The organism is Vibrio sp. TRT 1302, from assembly GCF_050113875.1.
Lineage (GTDB): Bacteria > Pseudomonadota > Gammaproteobacteria > Enterobacterales > Vibrionaceae > Vibrio.
Window position 1 is genome coordinate 390,070 of record NZ_JBNJOF010000002.1, and the last position, 17,446, is coordinate 407,515.

Annotated in this window: 14 protein-coding genes; 8 read left to right on the forward strand and 6 right to left on the reverse strand. The window is 45.3% G+C overall.

The annotated features are described in order from the left end of the window. Positions 1 to 84: 84 nt before the first annotated feature. On the reverse strand, positions 85 to 1,281 hold the full coding sequence (locus ACQEXP_RS04570) for an acetate kinase (RefSeq protein ID WP_269375973.1): 1,197 nt from the start codon (positions 1,279 to 1,281) through the stop codon (positions 85 to 87). Positions 1,282 to 1,631: 350 nt separating this feature from the next. On the opposite strand from ACQEXP_RS04570, the gene yfbV reads away from it, so the two are divergent. Further along, positions 1,632 to 2,084, forward strand: a complete 453-nt coding sequence (gene yfbV, locus ACQEXP_RS04575; RefSeq protein WP_138973341.1) for a terminus macrodomain insulation protein YfbV — start codon at positions 1,632 to 1,634, stop codon at positions 2,082 to 2,084. 106 nt (positions 2,085 to 2,190) lie between these two features. Here the strand turns inward: yfbV and ald are convergent, their stop codons facing one another. Further along, entirely contained in the window at positions 2,191 to 3,315 is a 1,125-nt protein-coding gene (ald, locus tag ACQEXP_RS04580) for an alanine dehydrogenase (RefSeq protein WP_138973340.1), read from the reverse strand. A gap of 174 nt (positions 3,316 to 3,489) precedes the next feature. On the opposite strand from ald, the gene lrp reads away from it, so the two are divergent. Beyond that, positions 3,490 to 3,984 (forward strand): leucine-responsive transcriptional regulator Lrp, encoded by a 495-nt coding sequence (lrp, locus tag ACQEXP_RS04585; protein WP_004414493.1) that lies wholly within the window; start codon positions 3,490 to 3,492, stop codon positions 3,982 to 3,984. Between the two features lie 181 nt (positions 3,985 to 4,165). Next, positions 4,166 to 7,063 carry a DNA translocase FtsK 4TM domain-containing protein gene (locus tag ACQEXP_RS04590; protein WP_426968458.1) on the forward strand — a complete coding sequence of 966 codons (2,898 nt, stop codon included), beginning with the start codon at positions 4,166 to 4,168 and terminating at the stop codon, positions 7,061 to 7,063. A gap of 188 nt (positions 7,064 to 7,251) precedes the next feature. Here ACQEXP_RS04590 and dsbB read toward each other — a convergent pair whose 3' ends face one another. Then, entirely contained in the window at positions 7,252 to 7,770 is a 519-nt protein-coding gene (dsbB, locus tag ACQEXP_RS04595) for a disulfide bond formation protein DsbB (protein WP_426968460.1), read from the reverse strand. A 96-nt stretch (positions 7,771 to 7,866) separates the two neighbouring features. Continuing rightward, positions 7,867 to 9,456, reverse strand: coding sequence for a Na(+)/H(+) antiporter NhaB (nhaB, locus tag ACQEXP_RS04600; protein ID WP_269375970.1), 1,590 nt, complete (start codon positions 9,454 to 9,456; stop codon positions 7,867 to 7,869). Between the two features lie 683 nt (positions 9,457 to 10,139). Between nhaB and fadR the strand changes: the two genes are divergently transcribed. After that, a complete protein-coding gene (gene fadR, locus ACQEXP_RS04605) occupies positions 10,140 to 10,979 on the forward strand; it encodes a fatty acid metabolism transcriptional regulator FadR (protein ID WP_138973336.1) in 840 nt (279 codons plus the stop codon). A gap of 62 nt (positions 10,980 to 11,041) precedes the next feature. Here fadR and ACQEXP_RS04610 read toward each other — a convergent pair whose 3' ends face one another. Together ACQEXP_RS04610 and ACQEXP_RS04615 are read right to left on the reverse strand one after the other, a co-directional pair. Next, complete coding sequence (locus ACQEXP_RS04610; RefSeq protein WP_269375969.1) at positions 11,042 to 12,214, reverse strand: DUF1887 family protein; 1,173 nt, start codon at positions 12,212 to 12,214, stop codon at positions 11,042 to 11,044. Positions 12,215 to 12,358: 144 nt separating this feature from the next. After that, positions 12,359 to 14,350: a methyl-accepting chemotaxis protein gene (locus tag ACQEXP_RS04615; protein ID WP_426968462.1), complete on the reverse strand. Its 1,992-nt coding sequence runs from the start codon at positions 14,348 to 14,350 to the stop codon at positions 12,359 to 12,361. 223 nt (positions 14,351 to 14,573) lie between these two features. Between ACQEXP_RS04615 and hinT the strand changes: the two genes are divergently transcribed. From hinT to lpoB, 4 genes are all read left to right on the forward strand, one after another. After that, a complete protein-coding gene (gene hinT / locus ACQEXP_RS04620; protein ID WP_138973333.1) occupies positions 14,574 to 14,924 on the forward strand; it encodes a purine nucleoside phosphoramidase in 351 nt (116 codons plus the stop codon). 110 nt (positions 14,925 to 15,034) lie between these two features. Then, the gene (locus ACQEXP_RS04625) at positions 15,035 to 16,429 is read left to right on the forward strand and encodes a COG3014 family protein (RefSeq protein ID WP_269375967.1); all 1,395 of its coding nucleotides are present in this window, start codon (positions 15,035 to 15,037) and stop codon (positions 16,427 to 16,429) included. Beyond that, positions 16,426 to 16,815, forward strand: coding sequence for a YcfL family protein (locus ACQEXP_RS04630; protein WP_269375966.1), 390 nt, complete (start codon positions 16,426 to 16,428; stop codon positions 16,813 to 16,815). Before ACQEXP_RS04625 ends, ACQEXP_RS04630 begins: the two co-directional genes overlap by 4 nt. A 37-nt stretch (positions 16,816 to 16,852) precedes the next feature. Then, on the forward strand, positions 16,853 to 17,443 hold the full coding sequence (gene lpoB / locus ACQEXP_RS04635) for a penicillin-binding protein activator LpoB (protein WP_138973330.1): 591 nt from the start codon (positions 16,853 to 16,855) through the stop codon (positions 17,441 to 17,443). Positions 17,444 to 17,446: the final 3 nt, after the last annotated feature.

The following is a 17,446-nucleotide window of genomic DNA, read 5'->3' on the forward strand; positions in this document are numbered from 1 at the left end:
ACTACGTACTCCTGACTAAAACGAGGATAGGAGTTGAGCCCCATAGTAAGAAAACCGGCTGACGAGGTCAGCCGGTTAAGTCAATTAAAGACCTGCTAGACGAGCAGTGTCTTCAGCGATAACTAGCTCTTCGTTAGTAGAGATAACCATTGCTGGAATGCGGCTGTTTTCAGTTGTGATAGTGCCTTCACCACCGAAACGAGCTTTAAGGTTCGCTTCGCTGTCTACTTCGATACCGAAGATGCCTAGACGGTTAAGAACCATTTCACGGATTGGACCTGAGTTTTCACCGATACCGCCAGTGAATACGATAGCGTCTAGACGACCGTCAAGAGACGCAGTGTAACCAGCTACGTACTTAGCTAGACGGTGACAGAACACGTCCATAGCACGAGTTGCTTCTTCTTTCTCACCGTAGTTGTCTTCAACGAAACGACAGTCAGAAGTAACTTCTGTTAGACCCGCTAGACCAGACTCTTTAGTTAGCATGTTGTTGATTTTCTCAACTGAGTAACCAAGAGTGTCGTGTAGGTGGAAGATGATTGCAGGATCGATGTCACCACAACGAGTACCCATTACTAGACCTTCAAGAGGAGTTAGACCCATAGAAGTGTCTACTGACTTACCGTTTTTAACCGCACATACAGAAGCACCGTTACCTAGGTGACAGTTGATGATGTTTACTTCTTCAACTGGTTTGCCAAGGATGTTAGCCACTTCACGTGTGATAAATAGGTGAGAAGTACCGTGCATGCCGTAACGACGGATACCGTGCTCTTTGTACAGGCTGTATGGAAGAGCGTATAGGTAAGACTCTTCTGGCATAGTTTGGTGGAAAGCAGTATCGAACACAGCAACGTTTTTCAGTGCTGGGAAAGATTTTTGAGCTGCTTTGATACCGATGATGTGAGCAGGGTTGTGAAGAGGTGCTAGTGTTGCACAGTCTTCGATGCCTTTAAGTACGTCGTCAGTAATTAGTGCAGACTGAGTGAACTTCTCGCCGCCGTGTACAACACGGTGACCGATTGCTGCTAGGTTCTCAGAAAGCTCTGGCTTAGAAGCAAGAATAGTTTCTACCATGAACGCTAGTGCTTCTTCGTGAGCTGCACCGTTGCCCAGTTGAGCTTCGTGCTTACCGTCAAGTTTCCACTTGATACGAGCTTCTGGAAGGTGCAGACATTCTGCAAGACCCGTTAGATGCTCATCACCGCTTTCTGCATCAACAACAGCAAATTTAAGAGAAGAACTACCGCAGTTTAAAACTAAAACTAGCTTTGACATGAGTGACTACCTGTAATAATCAGTTAGGATAAAAATTAATCACAAGAATAGACGATGCATTACAAGCTGCGTACTAATCTTGGTCAAAAAAACTTAGAATTCCATATAAAAAGACAGTGGCGATCCAGATCAACCACTCTTGCATCCGATGCAGAAAGGTCTCAAGAGTTGCTTAAATTGTAAATAACGGCAACAATGAGATTGTGGGTCCGCAAAGGATAACGATAATAACCAATGATAACAAAAAAAATTTGAAAGAATATTAACTTTCATCAATTTTTTGTCCTTATAGTTGAATCTTTCAACTAAATTTTAGTTTTGGACCCACGGACGAAGTGAGAGAGCCCCCTATGAGTAATAAAGTCGGTTTAGTTCACAGCCTACGAGACGGGCAAAAGTACATGGATATTTGGCCCATGCGCAAAGAGCTGAATATGCTATTCCCTGAGCAGCGGATCATTAAAGCCACTCGCTTTGGTGTAAAAGTGATGCCAGCTATTGCCGCGATCAGCGTGCTTACCCAAATGGCGTTCAATAATTACCAGTCGATGCCTCAAGCCGTGATCATTGCATTATTTGCGATCAGTATGCCGATTCAAGGCATGTGGTGGTTAGGGAATCGATCTAATACTCAGCTTCCACCAGCACTTGCAGGCTGGTACCGCGAAATCTACCAAAAAATTGTCGAAAGCGGCTGTGCGTTAGAACCGATGAAATCGCGTCCTCGCTATAAAGAGTTAGCACAGATACTCAATCGTGCATTTCGTCAGTTAGATAAGTCAGCGTTGGAGCGCTGGTTCTAAAGAAGGGAGAGGGGAAAGAGCAACGCTCGGTGAGACACTTTTCCTGTATCCATAACAAAAAAACGCCCACCGAAGTGAGCGTTTTTATCAATTCAATCATTCAACATTAGTTGAACATAGCGATTGCTTGTGCTGGTTCTACATACTCTAGGTTGAAGCTTTCAGCCACTTCTTTACACGTTACTTTACCGTGAATGACGTTCAAGCCTTCTAGGAAGCCTTTGTCTGCTAGTAGGGCTTCGCGGTAACCTTTGTTCGCAAGTTTAACAATGTACGGCAGTGTTGCATTGTTAAGAGCAAACGTAGAAGTACGAGCAACTGCACCTGGCATGTTTGCAACACAGTAGTGAACTACGTCGTCAACGATGTAAGTTGGTTCTGCGTGCGTTGTTGCGTGTGAAGTCTCGAAACAGCCGCCTTGGTCAATTGCTACGTCAACAACCGCTGAACCTGGCTTCATCTTAGCGATATGCTCTTTTGTTACTAGTTTAGGAGCCGCTGCACCTGGGATTAGTACGGCACCAATAACTAGGTCAGCTTCTAGAACATGCTTCTCGATAGCATCTTCTGTAGAGTAAACCACTTTTGCACGACCTTGGAATTCTTCATCCAAACGACGTAGAGCGTCTACGTTACGGTCAAGGATAGTTACGTCAGCGCGTAGACCTACAGCCATACGTGCCGCGTTAGCACCAACGACACCGCCGCCGATAACTACAACTTTAGCTGGCTCAACACCAGGTACACCGCCAATCAGAAGGCCGCTACCACCGTGAGATTTCTCTAAAGTTTGTGCACCCGCTTGAATAGACATGCGACCTGCTACCTCAGACATTGGCGCAAGTAGTGGCAACCTACCCATATTATCTGTTACAGTCTCATATGCTATACAGACAGCTTTGCTCTTGATTAGCTCTTCAGTTTGTGGAAAATCTGGTGCTAGGTGCAAATAAGTAAATAAAATTTGCCCTTCTCGAAGCATAGCTCGCTCGACAGCTTGAGGTTCTTTAACCTTTACAATCATTTCTGCTTTCGCGAAAACGTCAGCAGCGGTAGGAAGAATGGATGCGCCTACAGCGATGTAATCATCGTCTGAAAAACCGATGCCTGAACCGGCATTAGTTTCAACAAAAACTTGGTGACCTTGAGACACTAGCTCGCGAACGCTCGCTGGGATCATACCAACACGGTATTCGTGGTTTTTGATTTCCTTAGGTACGCCAATAATCATCCTGAATCCTCATTTTATGTTAGTTGTATAAACTATGATGGTTGTATTAACTGTGTGTAGGGTAATTCTGTCGAATTAATATCTAGTATAGATATGTTTGAATAAAATTTGATACTGAATATTAAAAAGTTGTAGTATATTTTTTTGCAAGGAAGTAATAAGGTGGAATAAAAAATGGCAGACAACAATAAAAAGCCGTCCAAGGATCTAGATCGCATCGACCGCAACATTCTTAATGAGTTGCAAAAAGATGGTCGAATTTCGAACGTAGAGTTATCAAAACGTGTAGGACTTTCTCCTACACCGTGTTTGGAACGTGTACGTCGTTTAGAGCGTCAGGGGTACATTACGGGTTATACCGCATTGCTTAACCCGCAATATCTCGACGCGTCATTACTCGTGTTTGTTGAGATTACGTTAAACCGAGGTGCACCAGACGTGTTTGAGCAGTTCAACACCGCGGTGCAGAAACTGGATGATATTCAAGAGTGTCACCTAGTTTCTGGTGACTTTGACTATTTGTTAAAAACACGTGTATCAGACATGAGTGCTTACCGTAAGCTTCTGGGTGATACGCTTCTTCGTTTACCAGGTGTTAACGACACACGAACATACGTGGTAATGGAAGAAGTCAAACAAACCAACCAGTTGGTGATCAAAACTCGATAGTTCTGACATGAGCTTGAGCCTAAAGTCCTAATAGCTTTCGATATTCTGACTTTAAGCAATTGGGTTTTTGCGCCTGATATGGTTAAATCGATAGTCCGAGTAGCTTTGCTGCTCGGACTATTTTTTTCTTACCAATCAGAGCCTCTTTGCTCATTGGTGTTTCACATAGATAAAGTTGGTTATGTTTAAAGAAACCAAAAATAAAGTACATACGATCATTAAGACGGGTGAGGAATCACCGACGTCCCGCCTCAGCGGTCCTCAACGCCTTCAGGAATGCAGCTTGATCGTGATTGTTTTAATTTCGATATTCCTATCAGTGGCACTGACGACCTTTAGTGCCGCCGATCCGTCGTGGTCACAAACCGCATGGGGGGGAGAGATAGATAACGCTGGTGGGCTCGTGGGAGCTTGGTTGGCGGATACGCTGTTTTTTGTTTTTGGTTCTTTAGCTTATGTGATTCCATTTGTGGCGACGGCAACGGCCTGGGTCATGTTACGCAAACGTGAAGAAGGTGAAACGCTCGACCTTATGCTTTGGGGGGCTCGATTGTTAGGCCTCACGGTCATCATTTTGACCAGCTGTGGTTTAGCGGATATTAACTTCGATGATATCTGGTATTTCTCCTCTGGCGGGGTGATCGGTGATGTCTTGACCAGCCTTGCCCTTCCGACACTTAATGTATTAGGTACCACTTTGGTGTTCCTTTTCCTGTGGGGAGCAGGTTTTACCTTACTCACGGGTATTTCATGGTTGTCGATAGTTGATTGGCTCGGAGAGAAAACTATCCAACTCATTACGCTGTTGGTTAACAAGATGAGAGGCCGTCAGGATGAAGTTCTCGAAGCGGAACTCAATCATTACCAAAGTGCTGATTCTCTATCCATTGATCCTGAAGAAGCCCAACCACAAGCCCAGCCAGTAACGCAAAGCGAAAGACGCTTTAATATCCATATGCCAGAGATGGCAACGGCAAAAGCCGCAGAACCAGCGCCTCAACCTCAGGTCCGTGAGACAGCAGAACCTGAGTGGCAAACGGCGGTTGAACCATCGATGGAATTCTCTGCAATGACAAATCATGTGGAGGCAGAACCGATCGACCCAGCACCAACGTTTGAAAGAACCAAGCAACTTGGCGCTACGATTGAAGAGTTAGAAAATGCGGCTCGTAGCGTTGACGATCTTGCGCCAAGCCCAGAAGTTCCCCCGAGTGTGGAAGAACAACTTAGTGAAGAGTCAGCGCCACTGAAGTCAGAATCATCGAATGAAGATCTGGTTGATCTGCCTTGGCATACTGACTTGGTTGAAGAGGAAATTATTCAGCCTTCAATTAGCGATTCTGATTTAGCACAAATCTCATCTGAAATTACCCCTGACGAAGAGTATCAGGAACCTGTTATTTCATCCTTTGATGTCGTTGAAGATTCTGCGGCTGAAATGGTTCATTCAGTAGAGCCAGAAGAAATTGCTGATAAAGACGCGGCGGCTCTGCACAATCTAGTTGAACAAGCGAAAGCAAAAGTGGTTGCACAGCAGAATCCATTTTTGGTTCAGCACGAGCCAAATCTGCCGAAACCTCTTGAGCCGATGCCAACTCTTGAGCTGTTGTATCATCCAGAAAAACGAGAAAACTTTATTGATCGTGAAGCGCTGGAAAACATTGCTCGTTTGGTAGAAGCCAAACTTGCAGACTACAAGATTCAGGCAACCGTTGTTGATATCTTCCCAGGCCCTGTCATTACTAGATTTGAACTCGATCTCGCACCAGGTGTGAAAGTAAGCCGAATCTCTAGTTTGTCGATGGACTTAGCTCGTTCGCTATCTGCGATGGCGGTTCGTGTTGTCGAAGTGATTCCAGGCAAGCCTTATGTTGGCTTAGAGCTACCAAACATGAGTAGACAAACCGTTTTCTTCTCGGATGTGGTTGGCAGCCAGCAGTTTATTGAAGCCAAGTCTCCAACGACGGTTGTACTTGGTCAGGACATTGCCGGAGAGGCCGTGGTTGCCGATCTCTCTAAAATGCCACACGTTCTGGTGGCGGGTACCACAGGCTCCGGTAAGTCAGTGGGTGTCAACGTCATGATTCTCAGCATGTTATATAAAGCCACACCTGAAGAGGTTCGCTTTATTATGATTGACCCTAAAATGCTGGAATTATCCGTGTATGAAGGGATCCCGCACCTCCTTTCAGAAGTGGTCACCGACATGAAAGACGCATCCAACGCACTCCGCTGGTGTGTGGGTGAGATGGAGCGACGTTATAAGCTGATGTCAGTCCTCGGGGTACGTAACATCAAAGGCTTCAACGATAAGCTAAAAATGGCAGCAGAAGCGGGTCATCCAATTCACGATCCGCTTTGGCAGCCGGGTGACAGTATGGATGAACATGCTCCGCTATTAGAAAAGCTGCCATATATTGTTGTTGTCGTTGATGAATTTGCTGATCTTATGATGGTAGTCGGCAAGAAGGTTGAAGAACTGATTGCTCGACTTGCTCAGAAAGCCCGTGCAGCCGGTATTCACTTGATTCTGGCGACACAGCGTCCTTCCGTTGACGTTATCACCGGCTTAATTAAGGCGAACATACCAACACGTGTGGCGTTCACCGTTTCGACTAAGACGGACTCTCGTACCATCCTTGATCAGGGTGGAGCAGAGTCGCTACTTGGCATGGGTGATATGCTCTACTTGCCTCCGGGTTCTAGTCACACTGTACGTGTTCACGGTGCATTTGCCTCGGATGATGATGTTCATGCGGTAGTGAACAACTGGAAAGCGCGCGGTAAACCGAACTACATTGAAGAAATCACTAATGGCGATCAAGGGCCTGACGCGCTGTTGCCGGGTGAAAAACTGGAAGATGACGAAGAGATGGACCCATTGTTTGACCAAGTCGTCGAACACGTGGTTCAGTCACGTCGTGGTTCAGTTTCAGGGGTCCAGCGTCGCTTTAAGATTGGCTACAACCGAGCGGCTCGAATTGTCGAACAGCTTGAGGCACAAGGTATCGTCAGTGCACCGGGCCACAACGGCAACCGTGAAGTTTTGGCACCTGCTCCTGGTAGGGAGATGAACTAGGGCTGCGCGATAAGACCTGACTTCGCTCTTCTAGACCCAGTGGAGAGTGGGGCGAAAGTTTCAGGCTATCGCGAGTGGTTGCTTCTAATTATCTGAACGAAAAAGAAAAGGGTTGACACATTGTGTCAACCCTTAATGTTTTCTCGCTTCTCGCTTCTCGCTTCTCGCTTCTCGCTTCTCGCTTCTCGCTATTTGCTCTTAGCGAACTGCACTACAACAATGACTGCTAGCGCGGCTAAGTTAGCGGCAAAAATCACAACAAGCCACTGTGGCATTGATAGAGTCAGGAATTGCCACACCACCTTGCTGCAGTCACCATAGGCTTCAAACATCCACGGTACCCACTGATTTAATGGCGCCCAGTCAGGGAAAGTAACAAATAGGTCACAGGTAGCGAATGGTGATGGATTAAATTGGTAGTCAACGTGCTGCAGAGATAGAGCTAATCCCTTATAAGCACTTGCGCCCCATGCTGCAAGGCCTAGCCAACGAATAACAGGGTTGTTTGGGGCAATTAAACCAACTAATGCTGCTCCACCAATGCCGAGCATTGCAACTCGCTCATAGATACACATGACACATGGCGATAGCATCATGACATGTTGAAAGAAGAGGGCGCATGCTTCAAAGAAAACAACGAAGAGTAACAGCAACAACCAAGACAGTCGTCTTTGTGAAAATGTTTTGATACTAGAAAGAATGTTCACACAGATATCCTGTAGTAATAAAAAAAGCTCTGAGTTATCAGAGCTTTTTATCGCGGAAAAGTTTCTCTATCAACAAAAACTTTTACTATTTAGTGATTAGTGTCCAGAAGATACTGCCGGAGCGATATCACCCACGTGAGGCATAATCCAACCAGCGTCGTAGAACCAAGCTGTCATTGGTTCTACCAAGAACACAATACCTGCTAAACCAACTAAAGCCAGCACTAGGGTATAAGGCAGTGCCATCAGCACCATGCGGCCATATGAAAGGCGGATTAGAGGAGCTAATGCAGACGTCAGCAAGAACAGGAATGCTGCCTGACCGTTAGGGGTAGCAACAGATGGTAAGTTCGTACCTGTGTTGATTGCTACCGCGAGTAAATCAAACTGCTCGCGAGTAATAACACCTTCGATAAGAGCCGTCTTAACTTCGTTGATGTATACCGTACCAACGAATACGTTGTCCGATACCATCGAGAGCAAACCGTTCGCCACGTAGAACAGAGCCAACTGAGCGCCTTTATCTTCGACGTGAAGTACCGCGTCAATCACTGGCTTGAATAGTTGCTGGTCAATGATTACCGCAACGACAGCGAAGAATACCGCGAGTAGTGCTGTGAATGGCAGAGCCTCTTCGAACGCTTTACCCATAGAGTGTTCTTCAATTACGCCCGTAAACGCAGTTGCGAGGATAATCACCGAAAGACCGATCAAACCTACTGCCGCTAAGTGAAGCGCTAGACCTACAATCAACCAGACAGCGATGATGCCTTGGATCCATAGTTTGGCAACATCTTGGTTTGTACGTGTTTTACGCTCTTCGTTGTCGAAGTCGACTAGGATCTGACGTACGTTTTCAGGTAAGCGTGCGCCGTAGCCGAAAACTTTGAGCTTCTCGACTAAGACACAAGTTAACATACCGCAGATGAAAACCGGAGCCGTAACTGGCAGCATGCGAATGATGAACTCACCAAATTGCCAGCCTGCTTGGTCGGCAATGATTAGGTTTTGCGGTTCGCCAACCATGGTCATTACGCCACCAAGTGCCGTACCAACACCTGCGTGCATAAGAAGTGAGCGTAGGAAAGCGCGGTAGTTTTCTAAGTCATCACGAGTTAGCTCTGATAGGTGATCATCTTGAGTATGGTCGTGTGATGCATGCGGGCCTTGGCCTGATGCGACTTTGTGGTAGATAGCGTAGAAACCCACTGCGACGCTGATAACAACAGCGATAACAGTCAAAGCATCAAGGAAAGCCGATAGGAAAGCCGCTGCGAAACAGAAGGCAAGCGATAGCATGCTCTTAGAGCGAATACCAAGCAGTATCTTAGTAAAAATGAACAGCAGTAGCTGCTTCATGAAATAGATACCTGCAACCATGAAGACTAGCAGTAACAGTACTTCGATGTTGGCGACAAGTTCGTGCTTAACCTGCTCTGCGCTCGTCATACCGATAGCAATCGCCTCAATTGCCAATAAGCCGCCAGGCTGAAGTGGGTAACACTTTAATGCCATGGCAAGCGTGAAGATAAACTCAGCGACGAGTAACCAACCAGCGACAAATGGGTCGACGAAGAAGAAAACGAGAGGGTTAATGATTAAGAATGAAATGATGGCAATTTTATACCAATCTGGGGCTTTACCAAGAAAGTTCTTAATAAATGCATTTCCGAGTGACATCGGCATGATTCAAATACTCTTATATGTTGTTATGAATAGACACTGCACGTGCTTGTATCTATTAACCAGCAGGCTACTTCTTCTGTCTAGAGGGAAAAACCCCTAAATAGAAACCAACCTGATTCAACAGTGACTTAGAAAAACAACATCGAGATCACGTTCATGTGGTCTTGCCAAGTCACTCCCTGAGAAAAACAAGCACTCCTTTACTTTGGTCGCCACTGTACTCTTCGAAGAAATTTAGTCAATGGGAAAAATAACGCTAGCGTTTTTATCAACAAACTTTTGTTTAAAAACGCGATCAAAGTGGCGTAAACACAGGATGAGAGTTGTGAAAAACAAGGTTTAATGAGAGCTGACGTTTGAAAGCTTAGAATAAGAAAGAATATGTAATAATAATGAATGAAAATTACCTGTAAAGATTGCAATTATTAAATCTTAAATTTTGCGGATGGAGCTGGATATATAAGGGTTAATCAATGTTTATAGTATGTTAAAATTGAAAACTCCGCCATTTCATTGACCAACTGCTGTCAATAAATTCTGCATATATTTAGAGCTATAACTCTATTGTGGTTTTAACGCACGTTTACTGAGTGTTTACAGAGTGATGGTTTCCGATATGTTAGAACTAGTGGTATGATGAGTTTCATTAGACCCATAAAAATACAAGATTGGATAAGTTATAAATGGTCATTAAGGCAAAGAGCCCAGCAGGATTCGCAGAAAAATACATTATTGAGAGTATTTGGAAAGGGCGTTTCCCTCCAGGTTCTATTCTACCAGCCGAACGTGAGCTCTCTGAATTGATTGGTGTTACACGCACTACTTTACGTGAAGTACTGCAACGCCTCGCACGTGATGGCTGGTTAACCATTCAACACGGTAAACCGACACGTGTAAATCAATTCATGGAAACGTCAGGCTTGCACATCCTCGATACGTTAATGACGTTGGATGCAGATAATGCGACCTCCATTGTTGAAGACTTGCTTGCAGCACGGACAAATATCAGTCCAATCTTTATGCGCTATGCATTCAAAGCGAATAAAGAGAGCGCGGAAAAAACCATCTCCAACGTAATCAATTCATGTGAAGCACTCGTTGCCGCGGAATCTTGGGATGTGTTTATGGAATCATCTCCATACGCAGATAAGATCCGTCAACATGTAAAAGACGATGGTGAAAAGGATGAAGCGAAACGTCAGGCAACTTTAATTGCTAAAACGTTCAACTTCTATGATTACATGTTGTTCCAACGCTTGGCGTTCCATTCAGGTAACCAGATTTATGGTTTGATTTTCAATGGCTTGAAAAAACTGTATGACCGAGTGGGCAGCTACTACTTCTCAAATCCAGAAGCACGTGAACTTGCACTTCAATTCTACCGTGATTTGCTCGAAGTCTGTGAAACAGGCAATCGCGAGCAGATTTTAGTTGTTGTTCGTCACTATGGTATTGAAAGTGCGCAAATCTGGAATCAGATGAAGACCACCTTACCAACGAACTTCACAGAAGATGATTGCTAATTCAGTTGTTTTCGACAAAATTGAAAAAACCGCCTAAAAGGCGGTTTTTTGTTTTTGTGTCTTTAGCAGTCAGAGCATTGATCGTCGCTACCACCTGCTTCGGTAAACCACTCAGTCAGGTGACGTTTTAGATCTTTAAGCTCGTCTGGACCAATCAGAGCTAAACCAAGATCCTCAGCGCGAGTAATGTCGTTATGTCTTAGTGGACGGAAGCTAACCAGCATGGCGCGAGCTTGTAACCCGCCCAATAAATCACGCAATGATTCAAGTTTGTAAAGAGTGTCATCACCATCGTCACGCATTCCCTTCGTCTTACATTCGATGATGTGTAGCTTGTTGTTCACTACCGACGCGACATCGAGCTCGTTACGTACTTCTCTATCGCCGAGCTGACGATAAACCTGTACGTTCAGTGAATGGTCTTGGATAGTGGGCATATCTTGCTGAATCTGACGAACGGTACTGTGTACTAGGGTTTCTAGCCATTCACCATTAGAGAAACGACGGGCATCCTCATTGGCAAAAGTTAAGACGCCATTGTCATAAGTGGCAATTTCTGCTTCAACAAGATCAGAAAGAAGCATATTGAGCTCACGATAACCTTGCTGTTTTTCCGATAGCTCCACATCCAAACGTTGCTCTTTACGACAAGTCGTCGCGAGATAGTTAAGCGTCGCGAGACCAGGGCCAAGTTCTAACGCGTTGCTAGCCCATTTCTCACCAAGCTGATAAAGCTTTTGGTCAAGCTGTTCCGGCAGATGGTGGTCATTGAATTCTCCACGAGCGCCAAAGACAGTGAGGTAATCATCAATGGTAATTCGATCTTGAACTTGGTTGTCGTCCAGCCCGTCAGGATATAGCCAGCACAAGCGATCGCTGTTAGGTTCTACAACAAAAATTGGCCAGTGATAAGTACGGAAAATTTCGTAGACAGAGAGTAGGCGGTGACGTAATCCACAACTGGCATTGAGCTTAACCTGCTCACCACGAGCTTTGAGGTTTTCGGCTAATTGAGTGATGGACTGTTTTATCTTGGAGGTGTTTGCAACATTTGGAATTTCAAAAAACTCAGAGGTAATGTTACGTTTTCCCAGCACGCTATGAAGGCGGTGATACATATCTTGTTGGGCTTTGACGCCAATAAAAACGATATGGTCACTGATGGTGCGATGGTCTAGAAGTGGGGTCACCAGACGGATAGGATCTTGGTCTATGATGCCAACATGAACTGCCATATATATTCCTCATGTTAGGCTTGCGAAAAGGTAAATGAAAAGTGGACAAGCCTTACTAACCATATAATGACATGGGGTATAAAAAACAAGGGCGACTACGGAAAATAGTCGCCCAAACTCAATAAATTACACTGAGCTGACTTACTAGAGCTTAAATCGGTGCACCAGTTCGCCTTGCTGGTTAGCCAGAGTGGAGAGATTTTGACTGGTCGCGGCTATCTCGGCCATTGCTTGGTAGCTAGAATCTGCGATAGCGTTTATCTCTTCGATGTTTCGAGCAATATCATGGGTGGTTTCGCTTTGTTCGTTGGCGGCTTGAGCAATGTGACCACTCATCTGACTGATTTCCATGATTAAGCCTTGAATCTCTTCCATTGCGCTATTGGCGCTGGATGCTTGTTCAACTGACAACACCATATCATCCATACAGCTTTGAATAACCTTGTTCGCCGAGCTTGAACTACCTTGAAGGTTGCTGATCATGTTTTCAATTTCAGAGGTCGACTCTGTTGTTCGTTGAGCCAACACACGTACTTCATCCGCTACCACGGCAAAGCCACGTCCTTGCTCACCAGCACGCGCTGCTTCAATCGCAGCATTGAGCGCCAATAAGTTGGTTTGTTCGGCAATGTTGCGAATAACATCAAGGATGCTACCAATTTTACCGCTCATGGTTTGTAGGTCTTTCACCGCATCCACTGACTGGTTCAATCTGGTTTCAAGCTGATTAATCGTGGTGATATTGCTGCCCATGATTTGGCGCCCAGATTCTGCGGAAATCTCGACTTTCTCGACCATTTGTTGTGAGTTCTGCGCGCTTTGAGCGACTTCTTGGACAGAATGCGCCATTTCAGTCATCGCTGTCGCAACATTGGCTGTTTGCTCACGCTGTTGGCTGAGTTGATTCTGTGCTTGTGTCGAAGTGGTTTGGTTTGTCTCTGCGGTCTGGGTCAGATCATTAGAGGCATCGTTGAGTCGAACGAGGATTCCATGAAGGTTCTCAGCCAGTGAATTGATATGGCTACTCACCTTGCTGAACTCATTATTGTAGCGGATGTCGATTCGCTGCGTCATATCGCCTTGGGTCAATGACTCAAGTGTGCCAAGAATTCGCGTGAGAGGCTGACGAACACTTTGGGCGATGTGATAACCAATACCAATTGCCATTACAATAACCACGGCGCCAATCGAAATTGAACGTAATACGCCTTGTTCATAGACTTGACCCGCTTCCTCAAGTGAGGCGGTTAAACCTTGTTGAGCAATTTCGGCGAAAGAGGTCAGTAATGCCATGGTAGCGTCGACTTGTTCTGTCAGGTTGGTAATGTTGGCATAAAGTGCATCTTTGGCTATTAGGTAGGTACTGTGTTGATCGAGTACCCCGCCTTTTTGACCGACGTCGCGAGTAAATTGCTGTACAGACTCGTCGAAGGCATTTTTAATCTCAGGCATCTGAGCAGTCAGGCCTCGATATGCATAATTGAGGTGAGTGACGGCTTTCTTGTTTTTTGCCACGGCTTGGTTAACCAACTCGGTATCACTGCTGGCTAACGCGTCTGATGTCGTGAGCTCGGCATCCTTGAGTTTGATGAAGTAGCTCTTAGCCATGACTTTTACGGAGATACTACTTTGGTCATCAACGTACTCCTTCATGCCAAGAGTTAATTCCGAATGTAAGCGTTGGAATTGGCGAGTGGACTTCTGAACTTGGGCTTGCGCTTCAAACATCGCGCGGTAGTTAGCCATTGCTTGTTCGGCTTCGGCGAAGTAACCCTGTTCCATCTCTCTCAACTGAACGAGCGATTGCTCCAATTCAGTCTGACCGCTACTGACTTTTTGTAACGCGTCGAGTTGTTCGCTGTAGGCCTGTTTGGTCACGACAAATTGTTCAGCCAACTGATCCATACGTTCGAAGCTTTGAGTCGTCAAAAAGTCTTTGAAAAGTTTGTCAGCAGACAACAGAGCGACGCTAGTATTGTTGGCTTGTGAGACCAAGGGTAAAGAAGTGTTGGAAACCTCTTCGAAATTTTTATGAATTTGCTGCATTCCCCGCATCATCATTAACGTGGTAATGATGAACAAAACAATGATCAATGCAAAGCCCGCGTACATACGCCTAATTACTGAGCCTTTCATAGACCTCTCCCTAAATTAATAAAGTCTTAAAAAAGTAACAAAAAGGAGGTCATTGTATTGATTACGAGACGCGCATTTTATGACGCACAATACAAAATTAGATACGGCAGTTTATCCGTACGCCGTTTAAGAGAAGTGAACACTGTTTTTTATTGTGATCTTGCGAAGCTTGACGCATACTCGAAAGCATTCGTTTAATAACACCATAAAGATGGAGTGCTTCATGGCTGAAGAAACCATTTTCAGTAAAATCATCCGCAAGGAAATTCCAGCAGACGTCGTTTATCAAGATGATTTAGTCACTGCGTTTCGTGATATTAACCCACGTGCGCCAAGTCATATCCTTATCATTCCAAACAAGCTTATTGCGACAGTGAATGACGTTGCAGATGAAGATGAATTGGTAATGGGGCGCATGTTTACGGTCGCGCGTAAGCTTGCAAAAGAAGAAGGTATCGCCGAGAACGGTTATCGTCTCATCGTAAACTGTAACGCACACGGTGGTCAGGAAGTTTATCATATCCACATGCATCTAGTTGGCGGTCGCCCGCTAGGCCCAATGCTGATGAGCTAATACCGTCATTGACGATCCAGAACCAAAACGGACTGTTGTTGTCCTAGAACTACATCAAATTAAAGCATGGTCGGTGTAACCATGCTTTTAGCATAACTTTGGGGTACGAAGTGCATAACCACATTCGACTCGCGTTCATTTTGGGGTGCTCATTAGCTCTCTCTGCTTGCGCAAACTTATCTGCAGGTAATCTCTTTAGTCATTACAGTGCACAAAATGGCGAGTTACATCAGTTAGTAAAAAGCGGTGATTACCAACAAGCGGAGGCGGCTCTGCCTGACTACGTCGCAGGCGATATTCTGGATAATTTTGAAAGTGGTCGAGTCTACTTCCTTAACCAGCAATATCCTGAGAGTAAGGAAGCGCTTGGGCTAAGTGATAGAGCTGTTCGAGTGCAGCAAGATCAAGCGACGGTGTCAGTCACTCAAAGCGCGATGAGCCTGAGTGCGTTGGCGGTCAATGATAATCTCAACACCTACCAACCTGCTGACTACGAACTTGGCTTTCTCCATCTCTATCTAGGATTGAACTACCTGAAGCAGAATGACTTGGAGGGGGCTTTGATTGAGATGAGACGAGCCAACCAAGTTCAGGAGCAAGCGCGTAAGGACCGAGAGAAAGATCTTGAGTCAGCCCAGAATCAGATGGAGCAACAGGGTTTAACGCCAAACTTAGGCTCTGTATTGTCGAACTACCCAGACGCAGGCAAAACCCTTCAGGCGGTACAAAGCGGTTATTTACTCTATTTATCAGCTTTACTGTATGAAGCTGACAATGATTTGAACAGTGCTTATGTTGATTACCGCCGAGCGTTGGCCGTGATGCCGGACAATCAGCAAGTCATAGATGGCACGAAACGCGTGGCAAAGCGTCTCGGCATGAGAGAAGACTTGGTAAAACTCGAACAACGCTACGGCAAGGCCAGTTACTTAGAGAGCGGCAAGGGAAGGGTCATCGTCATTGATGAACGTGGTGTTGTTGAGGCATTGCAGGGCTGGAAACAAGCTTTGCCGTTATATGACAGTCGCGGAGATGGCGCGTGGTATTCTATAGCCTTGCCATATTATCCTCAGGTGCAGAGTGAGTCTTTCTCACCAATAACCTTGAACAATGACCATCTCAGTGGAAGCCTGTTGACGGATGTTAACTTGATGGCACAACGCGACTTGTCAGAACGTATGCCGTCGATCGTGATTCGGCAGGCGTTGCGAGTTTGGGCTAAGGATCAACTGAGGAAAGAAGCGGCTAAAGGTGATGATGTCGGCAATCTGCTGTTCAATGTTTGGAACACGTTAACAGAACAACCCGACACCCGTAGTTGGCTTACTCTGCCTGGAGAGATATACAGCGCTAGCGCAGTCGTTGAACCGGGTGAGCAAAAAATGAAGATTAATGGTCAGGACTACACCTTTAATGTCGAAGCCGGTCGAACCGCGTTAGTTTGGCTGTCTCGTCAAGGTGAGAGTTCAACCATCTGGCATAAACAGTTAGGGAACATACGATGAAAAAATGGCTTATTTCAGCAGTGATGGCATTAACTCTGCTAGGTTGTGCAGAGAATACCGCTGGGCTTCGTATTGATGGAGCGTCGCAAACCGTTTTATTTGGTGACAATGTACTTGCCGGTCGCTTAACCATAGACGATATATCGACCACTCAGGTGGATGGTAGAGCGCGAGGCGTAGTGCGATTAATCAGCCAGTACAGTGGTGACCAGTATGTCCAATATCGTTTTTACTGGTATGACGATCAAGGTCTAGAAGTTAACAACAAGCAAGGACCATGGCGTCAGGCAGTGATTCGCGGTACTGAAGAGATTTCAATTTCTGAGGTATCTGTCAATCCAAACGGAACCCAGTTCCGAGTACAGATTCGTCAACTTAATAATTAACAATATAACTAAACTTTAGATATTTAAGGAACCAACAATGAAGAAAAGTGTTATTGCATTACTTGGTTTAGCTGTCGTTTTGGGTGGTTGTTCAAACCAAGTAAGCTACGGAGACGCTCAAGCCGTTGAAACAACGACGATTGACTTTGGTTCAACTGACCTACAGAAAATCGCTGGTGAAATGGTCGACAGCATGATGATGTCTGGTTCTGTTTCCGCTATTACACGAGATTCGCGTCCGATCGTCTTTGTCGAGCGTATCAAAAACAAAACCAGTGAGCATATTGATACTGAATCCATCACCGATACCATCAGTACTAAGATGTTGAATTCTGGTAAATTCCGTTTCGTCGATATGGATCGAGTGGAATCTGTTCGTGAACAATTGAACTTCCAGAATAACGATGAACTCGTGAATCAAAGTACCGCTATTCAGTTTGGTAAAATGGTTGGCGCTCAGTACATGCTTTACGGAAACCTATCTAGCATCGCGAAAAATGCAGGTAGCGACAAAGACGTATACTACAAGATGACAATGCGTCTGATGGATCTTGAAACTGGCTTGATTGAGTGGGCGGACGAAACAGAAATCCGTAAACAAGAATCGAAAAGCTTTTTAGGTCTGTAATGA